This window comes from Bacillota bacterium (genome assembly GCA_012842395.1).
Classification (GTDB): Bacteria; Bacillota; SHA-98; order UBA4971; family UBA4971; genus UBA6256.
In genome coordinates, this window is the sequence record DUSX01000026.1 from 1 (window position 1) to 15,213 (window position 15,213).

General features: G+C 60.1%; 12 protein-coding genes. 6 read left to right on the forward strand and 6 right to left on the reverse strand.

The genetic code is table 11. The annotated features are described in order from the left end of the window. Positions 1-514 precede the first annotated feature (514 nt). Positions 515-1,297: a DUF2837 family protein gene (locus GX515_07900; GenBank protein HHY32921.1), complete on the forward strand. Its 783-nt coding sequence runs from the start codon at positions 515-517 to the stop codon at positions 1,295-1,297. Positions 1,298-1,628: 331 nt separating this feature from the next. Here the strand turns inward: GX515_07900 and GX515_07905 are convergent, their stop codons facing one another. The 3 genes from GX515_07905 to GX515_07915 all read right to left on the reverse strand — a co-directional run bounded on the left by GX515_07905 (position 1,629) and on the right by GX515_07915 (position 6,926). Beyond that, positions 1,629-1,970: a DDE-type integrase/transposase/recombinase gene (locus GX515_07905; GenBank protein HHY32922.1), complete on the reverse strand. Its 342-nt coding sequence runs from the start codon at positions 1,968-1,970 to the stop codon at positions 1,629-1,631. A 254-nt stretch (positions 1,971-2,224) separates the two neighbouring features. After that, positions 2,225-5,875 (reverse strand): hypothetical protein, encoded by a 3,651-nt coding sequence (locus GX515_07910; GenBank protein HHY32923.1) that lies wholly within the window; start codon positions 5,873-5,875, stop codon positions 2,225-2,227. A 214-nt stretch (positions 5,876-6,089) separates the two neighbouring features. Beyond that, on the reverse strand, positions 6,090-6,926 hold the full coding sequence (locus GX515_07915; protein HHY32924.1) for a hypothetical protein: 837 nt from the start codon (positions 6,924-6,926) through the stop codon (positions 6,090-6,092). A 933-nt stretch (positions 6,927-7,859) separates the two neighbouring features. Here GX515_07915 and GX515_07920 point away from each other — a divergent pair. From GX515_07920 to GX515_07940, 5 genes are all read left to right on the forward strand, one after another. Beyond that, positions 7,860-8,678: a plasmid pRiA4b ORF-3 family protein gene (locus GX515_07920; GenBank protein HHY32925.1), complete on the forward strand. Its 819-nt coding sequence runs from the start codon at positions 7,860-7,862 to the stop codon at positions 8,676-8,678. A 127-nt stretch (positions 8,679-8,805) separates the two neighbouring features. After that, entirely contained in the window at positions 8,806-9,366 is a 561-nt protein-coding gene (locus GX515_07925) for a nitroreductase family protein (protein ID HHY32926.1), read from the forward strand. A 373-nt stretch (positions 9,367-9,739) separates the two neighbouring features. Then, entirely contained in the window at positions 9,740-9,880 is a 141-nt protein-coding gene (locus GX515_07930; protein ID HHY32927.1) for a hypothetical protein, read from the forward strand. A gap of 271 nt (positions 9,881-10,151) precedes the next feature. Next, positions 10,152-10,439, forward strand: a complete 288-nt coding sequence (locus tag GX515_07935; GenBank protein ID HHY32928.1) for a hypothetical protein — start codon at positions 10,152-10,154, stop codon at positions 10,437-10,439. Next, positions 10,385-11,125, forward strand: coding sequence for a class I SAM-dependent methyltransferase (locus tag GX515_07940; protein HHY32929.1), 741 nt, complete (start codon positions 10,385-10,387; stop codon positions 11,123-11,125). The genes GX515_07935 and GX515_07940 overlap by 55 nt, the downstream gene beginning before the upstream one ends. A 503-nt stretch (positions 11,126-11,628) precedes the next feature. Here the strand turns inward: GX515_07940 and GX515_07945 are convergent. The 3 genes from GX515_07945 to GX515_07955 form a co-directional block, all read right to left on the reverse strand. Then, the gene (locus tag GX515_07945; GenBank protein ID HHY32930.1) at positions 11,629-13,533 is read right to left on the reverse strand and encodes a DUF2207 domain-containing protein; all 1,905 of its coding nucleotides are present in this window, start codon (positions 13,531-13,533) and stop codon (positions 11,629-11,631) included. 467 nt (positions 13,534-14,000) lie between these two features. Further along, complete coding sequence (locus GX515_07950; GenBank protein ID HHY32931.1) at positions 14,001-14,630, reverse strand: PAS domain-containing protein; 630 nt, start codon at positions 14,628-14,630, stop codon at positions 14,001-14,003. 90 nt (positions 14,631-14,720) lie between these two features. Further along, on the reverse strand, positions 14,721-15,213 hold a 493-nt coding region (locus tag GX515_07955; GenBank protein HHY32932.1), incomplete at its 5' end, for a hypothetical protein.

Genomic DNA, 15,213 nt, shown 5'->3' on the forward strand with positions numbered 1-15,213 from the left:
ACCAAGGATCCCAATGAATTCGACTGCGAATCCCTCTGACCCAGTAAGAAGGTTGGCCCTCCCACCGGGCATCTCCTCCTGGTTCCAAGATACAGGTGAATTCCGTGATTGTCCCGTGGGTGAATTCTTTGACGTTTTCACGTCTCAGATGGATGAATTACTTGATTGTCGACAAGGGTATGCGACGAGCTGTTCAGCCTGATTGTGATTTCTCTGCGTGACAGCTAACTTCCTTTCGTGCCCCGCACGACTCGGATGGGCCAGTTCTTGACACGCGCTTCCTCCTCCGTGTCCTTTCCGCTCTCACTCCTGCTGTGATATGCTGACGTCTGGGGGTTCCCTCTCTGCACACCTTCGTGCGAAGCCCCGCTTTGCCGTCACGGGGCCCCGGAGCCGGCGCCTCAAAGTCCACGCTCCTTGGGACGTCCTTGGGAAGCGGGCTGGGTTCTTCAAGTCGGGTCCAAGATCGTGTTTTGTGGCAAATCGGAGACTATAGCAAGTGGAGGTGATGCGCTTGAGTTTCGCAGTACTTCTCGGGCTCACTGCGCTCATCCATATGATAGACACGCTGTCTTACTCGGTGAGGCTGGGTGGGATCCGGACGAGGCAACTCGCGCTTGCGCTGTCCCTCTTCAACAGCATAGCGCTGATCTCAAGGACTGCCAATACACTCCAGGCTCCGCTGGTCGGGAGGCTGGTCGGTGCGAATCTCGGAAAGCCTGATGTTCTCGCGGAAGAGATCAGGGTCGTCATCGCGAGCGCGAGTGCCGGCACGCTCCTTGGAATCATTTTCACCCCGACATTCCTGTCTCTTTTTGTCAGAGCTATACGGGCTCTTGCGAAACGGGGGTCGATCCCGATGTTCCTTTTCGAGTGCATGGCACCCGCGAAGCTACGGAGCATATCGAGGAGCATTAGGCTGCCCGACAGGAGTCTGATCGCGCGGCTCAAGCCGGATGGTGTCCCGACGGCACTGATCTTTCTGAATGTGGTGATCACCGCCATCTATACCACCGGTGTGCTCTCGGCAGCGTACGCCGCGGCGCTCGTGCCACCATCAAAATCCATAGCGGCGAGTCTCTCTTCAGGTCTCGTGAACGGCGTAGCGACCGTTCTTTTCACGGTCCTCGTCGATCCGAAGGCGGCGGTCATCACAGACCAGGCAATGAGGGGCGAGATCGAGATAAGGGTGGCCGACACGCTTGTGGCATATCTCATCGGAAGCAAACTTGTCGGGACTTTGCTGGCGCAGCTCGTGTTCATCCCGGCAGCATGGATGATAGCACGGGTCGTCTAGCAGGTCGCGGATGACAGAGCAGGTCTCGCGGCACGGTCGTGCTTTGCTTGGGCGATTGCGACTTCGTGCGCCCTCCATTCCAGCGTATCGTCGAGCGGGTCCAGCTCGATGTTGCCGTACCTCCTTATCAACGATTTCCGGATGGGGTAGTCTGCGAGGTGGTGATTCTTCGGGATAAGTGGGCCGTGCAGGTAAAGTACCAAATACGTTCCTGTGGACGCAATTGGAGTTGATCCGGTTTCATGGACACCCCAGGGCTGCGCGACGGACTGCTCGGCTTCCTTGTGATTTCTCTCTGTGATGGTCCACCTCCTTTCGTACTCCGCAGGACTTAGATATCCGAGGGCTGAGTGCCGACGCTTCCGGTTGTAAAACCCCCGACGTATTCGAAGATGGCCGAGGCTAGCGCCTGACGGCTTGGCCAGCTGCGCCGGTTGAGTAGTTCAGTCTGGAGCGTGGCAAAGAAGCTCTCAGCTACCGCGTTATCTAGGGCGTCTCCCACCGTGCCCATGGAACCTAGGATGCCCGCATCTTTGAGCGTTCGACCAAAGGCTACGGCGGTGTATTGCACCCCGTGATCGGAGTGGTGAACGAGCCCAGGGGTGGGCCTACGGTTCCACACGGCCATGTTCGCGGCATCAACTGCAAGACCTGCGACCGGGTGGTCACCCATTGACCAGCTTGCTGCCATTCGAAAAGTCGGTGCGGAGCAGGACCGGCGTCCCTATCGCCTACGCTTGCCCCTTTAGGGCGGTGTGGAGGGGTATTCCGGGTTGCGGGAGGCGCGCCGTGAGGGTGGTGGTGCCCTCTCCCGTCTCTCCCCTCTGGGGTGTAGCGTGGTGCCCAGGCTCTCACGTGTACGCGCAGACGCCGCCACACGGGCGCTACGCGAGTCCAGCTGTAGAAGATGAGCATTGGTACGTTGCGTCAGCCTTCTGGACTCACGGGCGGTAAAGAGACCTCAACCTTTAGACTGGACCGTCTCTGAGGCCTTAGTTCCAGGTAGTACACGACAGATCGCGACGTTAGAACCACTTGCCACACGCTTACCCTATCTTCGTCCACGACGATGTGCATACCACCAAGTTCTTCTACAGCGGTTTGTCCGCCCATCTGTCGGTCCGATGTCTCACGCTGGCCGGGCGTTCGCCGGGGAAGCACGAACCTAGCATGCAGAACGGAGTCCCCGAAACCCTGATTGGCGAAGACTATCTTTCCAGAAAGCGCGTCTCGGTACGAGGCACTAACCAGGAAGGTGCTAAAGGGCAAAGATGATGACTCATCTGCCTCGCCAGGAGAAAGGTATGTCTTCAAGAGCCCTGTGGTTTGAGAAGACTTCGGCTCGCTATAGTTGAAAGACGTGATCGTCCCCTGGTTGACTTCAACTAGTCGGTAGCCGACTCCCGTCTCGGCAGCAGCTTGGGCGGTACGAGTGGTGATAATCTTCGTGGTCTCCGTCTCTTCCAGTTGGTCCGTATGTCGGTGCCCTGCGAAAACATACTTTACCCCATAGTGTTCGATCAACCGCTTGAGGGCCGACCTACCTTCGTCCATGAAAATCCAGCGCTCATCGCACGGGTTGTGGTGAAGGGCCATTACGATGTGCTTCTTCTCGGACGAGGCTAGCCGCAGGTCCTTCTCTAGCCAGTCAAGCTGGGCTGGTCCGATGGTTCCGTTATCCGACGGATGAGCGGGGTGATCATACGTGTTGACCATGGCGAAATGCCAGTCTCCCCAGTCGAACGAGTAATACAAGGGCCCAAAGTATGTGTGCCAGTATTCAAAGCCACTGGTCTGCCCGACGCGCTGACCGTCGTGATTTCCCATGACAGTGTATACAGGGAACTCCGCATACTCATCCAGTATGCGCCACATCTGTTTAAAATCCCTGTCATAGGTGTCCGCGTTGCTTTCAACTAGGTCGCCTAGGAGTATGACAAAGTCGGGCCTTAGTAGGTTAAGTTCTGCTATGGCCTTCAGGAGGAGATAGTTGGTGGGGTTGCCGTTCCCCACTCCCGTCGAGTGCTCGTTGTTCAAGTGGACGTCAGAAAGGATCGCGAACCGGAAGGCGTCCTGGACGCCATCGCGCACAACCTTAACCGCGTTGGGCTGTCTGTCAGTGATCACCTTCCCCCCGTCAGTGGATACAGTCACAATCAGATCATATAACTCAAGCGGTGTGCAGTAAGGAACCCTGGCTTTGATGCGCCAGTAACCGTCGTCTTCCTGCGTAACCTGCTCGACTGACAGAGGGACCTCGTAAAGCACAGTCGCGTCTTCGGGGAATGCCCCGAAGGCTTGCTTGTCATTGCCGTCAGGACCTTCATCACGCCTGTTAGCGTCACGTGGCACCTGCTGACAGTCCAGGCAGGCAAGCGTTCCTCCTTGGACTGACAGCCGGGCTTGCCAGCCTGCCGTCCCGGTCGTTCTCTCCGGCACCAGAACTTTGACGGAGATCGCGTCCCCCGGGCGGACAAAGGCAGGCTGGGTCAGTAGCGGAGAGACTATCCTGTTGATCCCTGCGGCCCCGTCTTGGTCAGGGATATCGCTGTGGCGGCTGCTCGTGCGATTTGCCCCAAGAGCCCGCGCAACCTCTTGTTCAAAGCCGGGCTCTGAGGAAACCACTTTGCCGCAGTTGAAGCCCTCGGGCGCGGCTTCGGGCGCGGCTGCGTTCCCTTCCGCTTCACTGGGGCATTCTGCCCCGATCGAGGCAGCTTCGCCCGTCTCGTCCGGCTTGTCGGTCCGCATTCTAGCGATCTTCTGCAGATCAGCGACGTATAGATTCCAACCCTGTCCCGCGTCTGAGGCGAACAAAATCCGCCGTCCGTCAGGCGACCACGCCGGGTATTTTTCGTCTCCATCGAGGTCTGTGATTCTCTGCAGGCGACCGCTGGGCACGTGGACTATCCAGATATCCCAGGTTCCGTAGTGGTTTGACATGAAAGCAATCTTGCTTCCGTCCGGCGACCAACGCGGATAGACCGAGTTACCTGACAGCGACCCAGTCAGACAGCACTGGCTTAGGCCTTCGTCACGCTCGTTTAAGTGTAATACCCATATGTTGAAGGTGCCGCTGCAATCGGATTGATACGCAATCATCGACCCGTCAGGTGACCAGTCAGGATATCCTTCATCAGCAGGAGAGTCGGTCAATCTTGCGGGACTACTTGTTCTGGACAGATCCACTCGCCACAAGTCCCAATTACCAGCCCGGTTTGACCTAAATGCGATGCTCTGCCCGTCCGGCGACCAGGCCGGAGTGGTATCATAACTCGAATCGGTTGTCACCCTGATCGGCTTATTCTCTTTGTCGAGATCCCATACCCAGATATCCCAGTTCCCTTGCGCGTCATCCAGGTTGACACCCGAAGAGTACGCCACTCGCCGCCCATCAGGTGACCAGCGCGGGAACGCCTTTGGGTTCCTGTCGAAGGTAACTTGGGATACCTCAGTTTGTCCGGTGAACTTGAGAAGAAAGAGGTTCAGATCGGCCGTTTCCTGGGTCGTGCGAGCACTTTTCATCTTCCCTAACGTGAACACTACTGCACTGCCGTCAGGCTTCCAATCCGGGTACAGTTGATCGAGGAAGGGGTAGGAAGAACCGGATACCAGGCAGCTTAACTGATAGATGCCTTTGTCCGGCATGTGAACAGGTTGAGCAACGTGATAACTCATACCAGTGTCGATTTCGTCGCCACCAGCTGTCCCAAGCGCCCTGGATGCGTCACTACGGATATCTGCCTGCTTTGTGGGCCTCAGATAATAGAAGCTGTTGTACGGAGGAGCATCATCGCCCTGAACGAGGACACCTGTAACAACCACCCAGTCCCCGTTTTTCAAACCCGTAATGTCAACCCCTGCATAATCGTAGAACTTCACCTGCATCTTACCCTTGCCATCTTCGGTATTCCCGTCACGGCTTCCATCCACCCAGAACCCGCGCGTGATTCCATCGTTGTCGTAGCGAGACAGGCGCCCCTCTACGGTGACGAGCTGCCCCTCTAGAGGCTCTGCCTCAGAGTAGGCGGGGTCAGTGGGCAGCGTTGCTCCCATCGTCAGGGTGCCGAGAGGATGATTCCGTTCGAGAATTGTGATGTCCTCGGATTTTGAGGGTATGACGACAGTGGTGCCGTAATCGGTTGTGTAGCCACGCACCGACACTTTACCGGTCACCCTAACCAGATCCCCGGCCCTCACCTCGGGACGGGTGGTTCCTGGTAGGTACACCAGCGCTCCGTACAGCCGCTCGCTGGCCGGCCCGTTCGGTCCCGCACCGTGCGCAGCCGAAGGCGGCTCAGGTCCGACGATGGCGAAGTAGTTAGCGGCGTTATGCCATCTGCCGGTATCCACCACTGCAACTCCTTCGACCGTCACAGTTTTACCCAACAGGACTGCCTCTCCCAGTTCGTTTGTCACGCGCAGATCAGCGAGGTTTACAGGTGCAACTGAAGTGGGGTTTGATTCAGAGGCGGCGCACAGACCCGCTACGTGAGGCATCGACCAAATCGGCTGCCAGCCTAACGGCACCGCCGCTGCTACCGCCATTGTTATGAAAACCAGCCTCGTGAGCCGCCTCATGCTCATCGACTCCCGCTTGCTCATTTTGGTCGGGTGACATCGATATCCTGGAACACCCCGGGTTGCGTCGGCTCTCACCGGGATAAAGGCGTCTCCGTTCCCAGGCTCGGGCCGGTCAGTCGGAATCCACGCTACCTTCGCCTCAGGCCCACAGCTCTATCCCCCGGGGTGTTGGCCGGCTATTGGTCTACTACGTGAGAACAATACCTCCTTGCTAACGGGCGGATTGGCAGTACCATAAGTCGTAGGACCCGACCCCGCCCTCTCTATTGATTGCGCTGAAAAAGAAGAACATCTCATCGGAGGCGACTTCGCGTTCGTCCACCTCGCTGTTGATCGGCTCCCCCACGTTCACGGGCGAGGCCGCATTGCTTTCCGCGACGTAGATGTCGTAGCCTCCTACCGTGTCGTCACGCTTTCCATCGATGAACAGGCGACCGGCGGAATCGACAAAAACGCTCCACTCACTGCCTGCGGTATTTACGGGTGTGCCTATGTTTACAGGAGTACCCCATTTATCACCGGTTCGAGTGGACTTCCAGATGTCGCGCTCACCAACCGAGGCGGCGCCACCATAGGAACCCTTGGTGGTAACGTAGGCAACCGTCTCACTATCGTTGACCCAGATGTCCCACTCCTGGGTGTCCGTGCTCAATTCCTCGATCTTAGTCGGTTCGCCCCATTCGCCTTTTGCCTCGTTCCATTCGGAACGATAGAAATCATAGTCAGTTATCGGGTCATAGCGGGCAAAATAGAGCACCTTGCCGCCTCCTGCTATACACGGATTAATCTCGTTGGCGCCAGTATTGATGGGGCCCGGAACAGGTTGAGGCTCCAACCACTTACCGGCGGCACCGTCCCAGGTTGACATGTAGATGTCGTAATCCTTGACATAATAGAGTGTGCTGCCGAATATGCACGGCATTCGCTCTATGCCTGCGGTACAATGATCCCATGGCCTGGGCTTGCCCCACTCGGATTCTGCAACGGCAGCTTGCATTATAACCGTGCTCAGAACGACAACGACTGCTATGGACACTCTCTTGGACATGATTCTACCGCCTCCCTGTAGTTCTTGACGCTTTCAGACGCGCACATTTGCGCGTCGTGTGTCGACTATCCTTCTGAAAAGGCAAGAACACACTACTACGAGGCTCGAATAAATTGCCGCGGTGTCGTTCCGTGTCTAATCTAAGTATATCAGTTCCATCCAATTGCGTCAAGAACCGCCCAGAAGTGGGAGAAAGTGGCCGAATAGCAGCATCGATGAGAGGTATCCGCTACGATGTTTAGATGCCATTGGATACGTAGCATCGTTGCATTCCGTGCGAGTTGAGGGAATTTCTTCGCCGACCGAATTTATGCGGTCGGTGACTGTTGCCTATAGACTGCGGCGCGGCCATGGCAGCCCATTTCCCCGCAGGCCCCTCGCAAAGCCAGGAGCTTCAGTTTCGCATATAAGCGCGACGCCCCGCGTTTCGGTCCAAGGTAGCTGTGTGAAGACGGCGAACCCAGGAAACAAGCTTAGGTGCGCGGAGTGGGAAGCGGAGGGCGCAGGATTACTCATGGAGGAAAACGCACGGACATCTGGAATTGCCCATTGTGTCTCGTAGTGCAGATAGCCCGCCTCGGGCCCGGAAGCTGCGTGTGGGGCGGGGGGATATTGAGAAACATGAGTGACTCGTGCAGATGAGCGACTTATGATCCCGAGCGTCGCGTCCGCTTTGGAGTTGTGGTTGACCCGGGTCGCGGCTTGGCCGTGCAGGGCAGAATAGTTGCGGCTTGCGAGCGCACGGATGGGGGGCATGATGTCGTTCAACTCTACAGTCGGCTATCCTATTCGTAGATACGTATAAACGGTGAGCGATGACTATGTCGCGGTCGGCCGCGGGCCGCGCAGTAGCCCGGCCGAGCGCGGGCGCGGCTGGCCGCAGCGTGGGGCTGACCGCGCCGAGGGAGGGAGTCGTTCTGGGGAGGGAGTCTTATGGTCTACAGAGTCAAGATAACGATACGCGGGATTAGGCCTCCGGTCTGGCGCAGGCTAAGAATACCGGGCACCCTAACCTTCGCCCAGCTGCACCGGGTTATACAGGTGGCCTTCGGATGGCTCGACTACCACCTTTACGACTTTAGGTTCGGCAACATTGTGATCGCCAAGCCGGCGCCTGATTTCTCCGCCGAAGAGCTGTTCGGAGAAGGTGTGCAGGCGTTCGATCCTCAGGAAACCACTATCGACCAGCTTTTTGACAAACATGATAGGTGTGTTTACAGGTATGACTATGGGGACTGTTGGGTCCACGACATCGTGGTGGAAAAGAGATTGAACGACACGAAAGAGAGTCAGGTGCCTCTCTGCCTTGGCGGGGCAAGGCACAGACCCCCAGAGGACGTGGGCGGTGTCGGGGGTTACTACGAGTTCCTCGAAACCATCCGAGACGAGAAGAATCCCGAACGGGAGGACATGTTGTGCTGGGCGCAGAAGGACACACGAGGTAGGCGCTTCGATCCTGAGTATTTCTACGTTGATGAAGTCAACAGAAGGCTTGCGCACGTGCTTGAGGACGATCGCGCATTCGCTGTAAGTCTTCTCGCGAGCAAGAGAGGTCTCACCGGGGCACTGAGGTTTGGCTGGTGGGAACCGTACGTGGAGGTGGACGGAAAGCACTATAGCTGGGAGCGCATTGGAGAGCTGCTGGCTCGGCTTGATGAGGGACTTACTGTGACCATCAAGGTAAGCAAGACCCGACGGCCAGGCGTCGGGCGTCAGGCGTCGGGGGTCCGGGCCCGGATCCGAGCGCGATGAAGAGCTGGCTCGAGTAGCCAAGAGCTGTCAATACTCGCGCGATGAGCAACTGCATGAACTGCGTCCGCGGCATGAGCGAGAGCCGCCGCACAGCGCAGCTGCGAGCAGACAATTAGGGGGGTCCTAGGTGAACGAGACTCTTGAGGTCATCAGGAACAGGCGGAGCATTAGGAGGTTCAGGCCTGAGCAGATCACCGAGCACGAGCTCGAGGCGATAGTCGAGTCTGCGCTGCTTGCGCCGAGCGCGATGAACGCGCAGCCATGGCATTTCACGGTGATCCAGGACAAGCGCATGCTCGACCGCATGGCGCGGCTCATGAGGGAGAACATGCTCAAATCGGGGAACGAGTTCATGGTGCGTAGGGCCAGCGACCCGAGCTTCATCCCGTTCTATAATGCGCCTACTCTAATCCTCATTAGCGCTGACGTCAAGGACAGATTCGGGCAATTCGACTGCGCGGCCGCCGCGCAGAACATCGCGCTTGCCGCGGAATCTCTCGGAGTGGGATCGTGCATCATGGCCATGCCGGCCATCCTTTTCGAGTCTGAAGAGGGCGTTGAGCTCGCGCGGTCACTGGGGGTCCCGGATGGGTATGCGCATGTCTGCACCGTCGCCCTCGGGTATAAGGACGGCCCGAATCCGCAGGTGCCGCCTCGGAAGAGGGACGTCGTGAATTACGTTAGGTAGCACCGCTGAGGTGCTGAGGCGCAGAAGAGGGCGTTACGAGCTTTCGGTGTCGGGCGGAAACTCACAATCCGCAGTCAGGGTCTACTCACCGGCATGTCTTCCAAGAGGCGCCACAGCCTTGGCGGGCGGCAGACCGAGGCCACTTTTCCTTGCCTTCGTAACGGGAAGTTTGGGGTCTTTACACTTCTACCCCGAGACCCCGGCCTCCTGCCCCACAAGATCTTGCACCAACCAGACTGCGGCGTCGGATGCATGTTGAGCGACTCCATCCTCTGAAGAACGGGGTGACTCTCGCTCGTAGGTGGCTCAGACGAGGCAGGTGGCCCGGACGAGGTTGGTCAATCGCTTTTGGCAAACTTGGGCGGTTTCGGGCTTGGGGACGGCTGGACGAGCAGGGATCTACGACATTCAGAAGAAACAGGAAGAGGAAGAGATGATGAGCGAGCACTTTGCCGCGGAGTTCGCAGCGTTGCCGGGGGTCCTTGAGAGACATCGTTCGCGCTCATCTGCCTAGTAACGTGTCCAGAGGACCGGACCGGGCGTGGTCGGTGGAGGTCCCGGCGTTGGAGATACCGCGTCCGGATCGGGAAAGTGTTGGCGAAGTCCGACAGAAAGCGATGATCTGACGGTTGCGGGGATGGCGGGACCAGGAAGAATATACTGGTGTGCTCTCTCCGGCCCCACCGCAACGAGTCTCACAGCAGTGCGCGGTCCCCCGCCGGTCTTGCGGAAGAGGATCCTTGCGCAGTGTGTCGATGACCTCTACCAATCGAGCCTGCAACGAGATGCGTGAGCGAATGAGAAAGCGCCACCCTCAGTTCGCCCCATCGGTCAGGATCCAGACGTTTCACGGGCTGTGTGCGACGGCGCTTTGCACGGAGGCGAGGCACACAGGTCTACCACGCGATTTCGTCATCTACGATGAGGCCGCGGACGTCTTTACTCCGCCTCGTGCACCGACGGGCCGGGCAACACGCGTATCAGGAGAATCGGCGACGATGTGCCGTCGCATGGAGGGATTGTCGTGTCACTGCGTTTTCACGAGATCGCCGAAGCGTACCATCGCATCCTGAATCCGTTCACCGAGGACCAGTTGATGCTGTTGGGCGAGATCTGCCGGTTGCACCCTGGCGTCAGGCAGCTGGACCTGGCCTGCGGCAAGGGGGAGATGCTGTGCCGCTGGTCGCACAAGTACGGCATCAGCGGCGTGGGCGTGGACATCAGCACCGTGTTTCTCGAAGCGGCGCGAAAACGAGCCGCAGAACTGGGCGTGGCGGATAGACTGACGTTCGTCCATGGAGACGCCGGAAAGTATCCCGGGCCGACCCATGACTTCGACGTGGTGAGCTGCATCGGCGCGACATGGATCGGCAACGGCCTGGTCGGCACGCTGGAGCTGATGAAGCGGGCGCTCAGGCCTGGAGGGCTGATCTTGGTCGGCGAACCCTACTGGATCGAGCCCCCGCCGGAGGCCGCCTACGCCGCCCTGGGGATCGGCAGGGATGACTATGTTACCCTGGACGGCACGCTCGATCGGTTTGAGTCGGCAGGCATGCGCCTGATCGAGATGGTTCTGGCAGACCACAACAGCTGGGATCGGTACGAGGCGCCGCGGTGGATGGCGGTGGACGACTTCCTGCGCGCCAACCCGGATGACCCCGATGCGTCGGCCCTGCGCGATTGGAGCAGCCGCAACTGTCGGGTCTACTTGCAGTATGGCCGGCGCTATCTGGGATGGGGCGTGTTCGTGCTAAGGTAAAAGCCAAAGAGCAGGGGCCGGCCTCGGACAAAGAAGCGAGAAGAGTATGCTTCTCGGCACGATTCGCCCAGCCGCCATGACGTCGCGCCCTTGGCCGCGGCTGCCGGCTCTTACGGGATGGTGGCTCCCGGCGCCTGTCGCGCAGCGCCGCCTTGATGACCGCCACCTCTTATCCGCCCAAGATCTCCGCCCAAGATCGGGAGGCACCGCGGCGTAGTCTTCGGCGAGGGCAACTCGTCCGGCATCGAAGGCGTGAGCGAATTAACGGGCGCGCCGAGCGGACGGGGCTGACCCGGGCACCCTCTGTCATCTGGCGTCTAGGCAGGGCTGGCTGACGCGCGGCGCGGCGTCGCGCGGGCATAGCGCGGCCAGCACGAGAGCCGGCCGCGCGCCCTCCGGACATGGCAAGGAGGGAGGCCGAGACATGTCGGCGCCTCGGCACCAGCCCCCACCCTAGGTCGCCCTAGGTGGCGCTGGTCAGCCCTGGTCCGCCCTAGTAAGCACTAGTCTGCGCTGCCGCCACCGCCGCCTGCGCCGCCACCGCCTCCTCCTGAAAAGCCGCCTCCGCTTCCGGAGGAGGATGACTCCAAGCTCGTCGCGATGGCATGCTCCAGCGACGTCGTGAGGCCTGTGAGGGCGCTCCCCAGGTCCGTGCTGGCCGAGGACACGAGCCACGCTTGTGCGAATCCCGTGTGCGCGCCCGGCTGCGACAGCTCAGGGAACACCACCTTGAGTTGCTCGATTACCTGTCTTGCGACGCCTAGCGCAGTCGCGTACACGAGATAGTGCTCCCATAACGCGAGGGCAGGAACCGGGACGTCGTGCAAGGACGAGAAATCCAGGAGGAATCGGCGGAATGCCCTCCACATGGCGAACTCGTTCTGGCCTTTCCTCGACCGCCTCTTGATGGCCGCCGAGAGGATAACAATGATCACACCGGTGATGGCCCATGTGACGCTTGATACGACGAACGCGAAGGAAAGAAGAGACAATCCCACCCCGGCCAGCACGAGGCCGATGCCGCAGAGGACGCCAACCAGTCGCCCTGTCGAGGATGAGCTATCGAAGAAATCATTGCGCTTCGCGTCGTCGCGTACCTTTGCCTGCCAGTCGCGGTAGTAGTACGCGAAGGTTCCCGGCTTCTTCTTGGCATAGGCTGTGATCTCGTCGAACGTCACGGACTGGCCGTCGCCGATCGTGTAAAGGAGGATGTTGTACAGCGCTTTCTCATGTTCGAGAAGGGTATCATCCTTTCCCTTGCCCGTCGCCCGGATGACGTAATCCACGTCAGTGGCTGTGCCGAGGAGGCCAAGCATTCGCTTGCGCTCGGTCCTTCGCTCCTCGATGGTCAGATAGCCGCGCCTCGCGAGGTCCAAGATCGTGGCCGTGAAGTCCGCGGCGGACGGGGATCCGAAGTGCCACAGCACTCCGAGTTCGGCTGGGGTGTATGTCGCAGGGAGCTCGCGATAGTAGTCGCCCTTGAACTCGGGCCTGTACTCGCGGTCATATCGCCGGTAGAGGAACAGTAACCAGAACGCGAGCGCAAGCAGCGGCACTCCGGGTGCGAGGAACGCGTTGTACTTGCGCAGCCGCGCCATCTGCGCCTCGCGCTCGGCTGCCCTCTGTCTTGCCAGGTTGGCCTGGCGGGCGAGTTCCCCTTCCTCCTCGAGAATGGCGGCCAGCGCATCACGCCCCGATGAGCGGGTGGCGGCTGGCACGAGGGACTTGGGGAAAAGGACGCGCGCCTCGACGAAGGTCTTCGCCGGGACCGGCGCCACGCTGAGCGCGACCCGCGTCGGGCTGTCTATCGACACCACGCCCCAGAGCGGACCGTGCGCCCAGGCCCGTATGTCTTCCTTGGCCGCACCAGGCGGAAGGTCGATCGTGACGTGAGCGGCCTCGGACGAAACGTCCCACTGGTCGCCGATGCACTTCCAGTAGAGCTCGGCGACGTCGTTGTGGGACACGACCGCGCCCTGCATCCGATAGGCCAGCGAGAAGGTGCGATCTTCGTCCTCAGCTCTGAAGTACCAGGCAACCTCGACCTGGTCGGCGGTGCGGGTCACGCGATACGTCCCGGGGATTCGCTCATCCGCGCTGCCTGCGCCGCCCGTCGCGGTCGACGCTGCGGCACCGGTCGACGAGACGTCGCGGTATTCTTCGTCTCCCTCGAACACGCGGATGTCCTCGATGGAGATTCCCTTATCCAGCGGGATCCACTGCCGCACTCGCGAGAACTCGCCGTCGAAACGGAACGTGCGATCCTCGCGGACGAGCAAGGAGCCATCGGACTGCACTGCGGCGTGGATGTCCACCCTGACGACGGAGAACTCCTTCGCCAGCGCGCCCGGGGCGGCGAGCATTACGAGGACTGCCGTGGAAACGGCGGACATGAGGACGAGTGCCATGAGCCGGCAGGCCGCCAGGGATGCCGCACAGGTGCACATGCGTCCACGGCGGAGACACACCATTGCCAACACCACCTTTCGCGATGTGCGCGGCGGGCTCGACTGGCTGTGCGTTCCGCGCCCGGCACATCGCCGTCCGCGAGAGCAGCCGAGTGTAGCGGAGCCTGTGCCGATACCATCATATGTGTTGTGGAATGTCACGCATGCTGTGGGTTATGCGGATCATCGATGCCAACTCTCACATTATGTGATTCGGCACTTCCCGATAGGCTCCTGCCAACGTTTTGGACCTGTGATGGGGAACAGGGAGACAATGTAATGGACGAGCGGGATTTGGCCGGCTGCCTTCCCGAAAGGAGGCACACGCCATCCCCCGCCCCCCGCTCCTTCACGACGAACTATGCAGCATAAGCCCCCGGAGACTTAGGGTCCTTCGCTGCGTGAATTCACTCTCCCGCGCCTCCACGCTACTTGCGCGTGGGAGAGGATCTCTTCTTCACCCCCTGGATGTATTCCCGGACCTCGGCATAGGCTGCCTGGACGACAGCGACGAGGTCCCGCAGGAACTCGTCGGCCTTCGCAGTCTCTCCCCTCGCTAGCTGCTCGCGGGCGGCCTGCGCTTGCACGTTGAGGTACGCTAGCACCTGGCCGAGATTGTCGTAAAGATCGCGTGCCAGGCGCTCGCGCTCTTCGGCGGAAGCGAGGGCCCACCGTTGGCGGAATAGACCCGCCTGCGACCCCTTGCTGCCGCTGACATCGCGGATGACGATGAGCCTGCCGATGTGATCGCCCCGGGAGTTGCGGAGCGGCGACGAGTGCATTTCGTAGTACTCTCCGCGGCACCTTCCCGGCCCGCTTTCGTGCCCCCGTTCGTGGCTCGCCGACCCGCCGGCCCTCGCAATCAGTTCGTGGTCCATCTTCGTGAGGTCAGGGTGCGGCTCCACGCTGCGCGACCACGAGAAAAGCGCCTCCGCCACAGGGCGACCGCCCGCTTGGGGCATGCTCAAGCCGATGATCTGCTCGGCCGCGGAATTGAGTGCCACGATCCTGTCGTGCGCATCGGCGACGATGAGAGCGATGCCCGTCATGCCGCCCACTTCTGCCTCTCCCCTTCCTCCGTGCCGGTGCCTTCACCGTCACCTTCACCGTCGCCCTCATGTGCGTCGATCACTTGTGCCGACATCGGACTATGACCGGCCGCCGTACCGGAGCTTGAGCTCAAATTGCAGCACGTCCTCGTCCCAGGTCGTGCCCGCAAACCCGCCGTTGTTCCTGGTGCGCCGGTAGGCCGCCTTGAACTGGGTTGAGCCGGTAAGGTTCAGGGTGAGCTCGAGACCCAGCGAGATCTGGCCGCGCGAGTCCTTGAGCGCGCCCGTGCTCAGCCTGGACGTCGTGACATCTTTGAACGCCGCTTCGCCAACGACATTGAGCCGCGGAAGATACTTGTAGCCAATTTCCACCGGCCTCGCCATCGAGACGGCCAGTTCCCGTTCGCTGACGCGAACGTCCTCGTGCAGGCGACGCGACTCGGCGATCTTGCCCTCCGCCTGGACTTCGCACGTCCCGAGGGCGATGGAGGCCTTGCCATCGAGGCCCTCTTCCGTGGTCAGCGCGCCGTGCGCACGGTCGACCGTCTCCGTGTTCGAATAGCGTATTCTCCCGGACAGGTAACGGTCGATG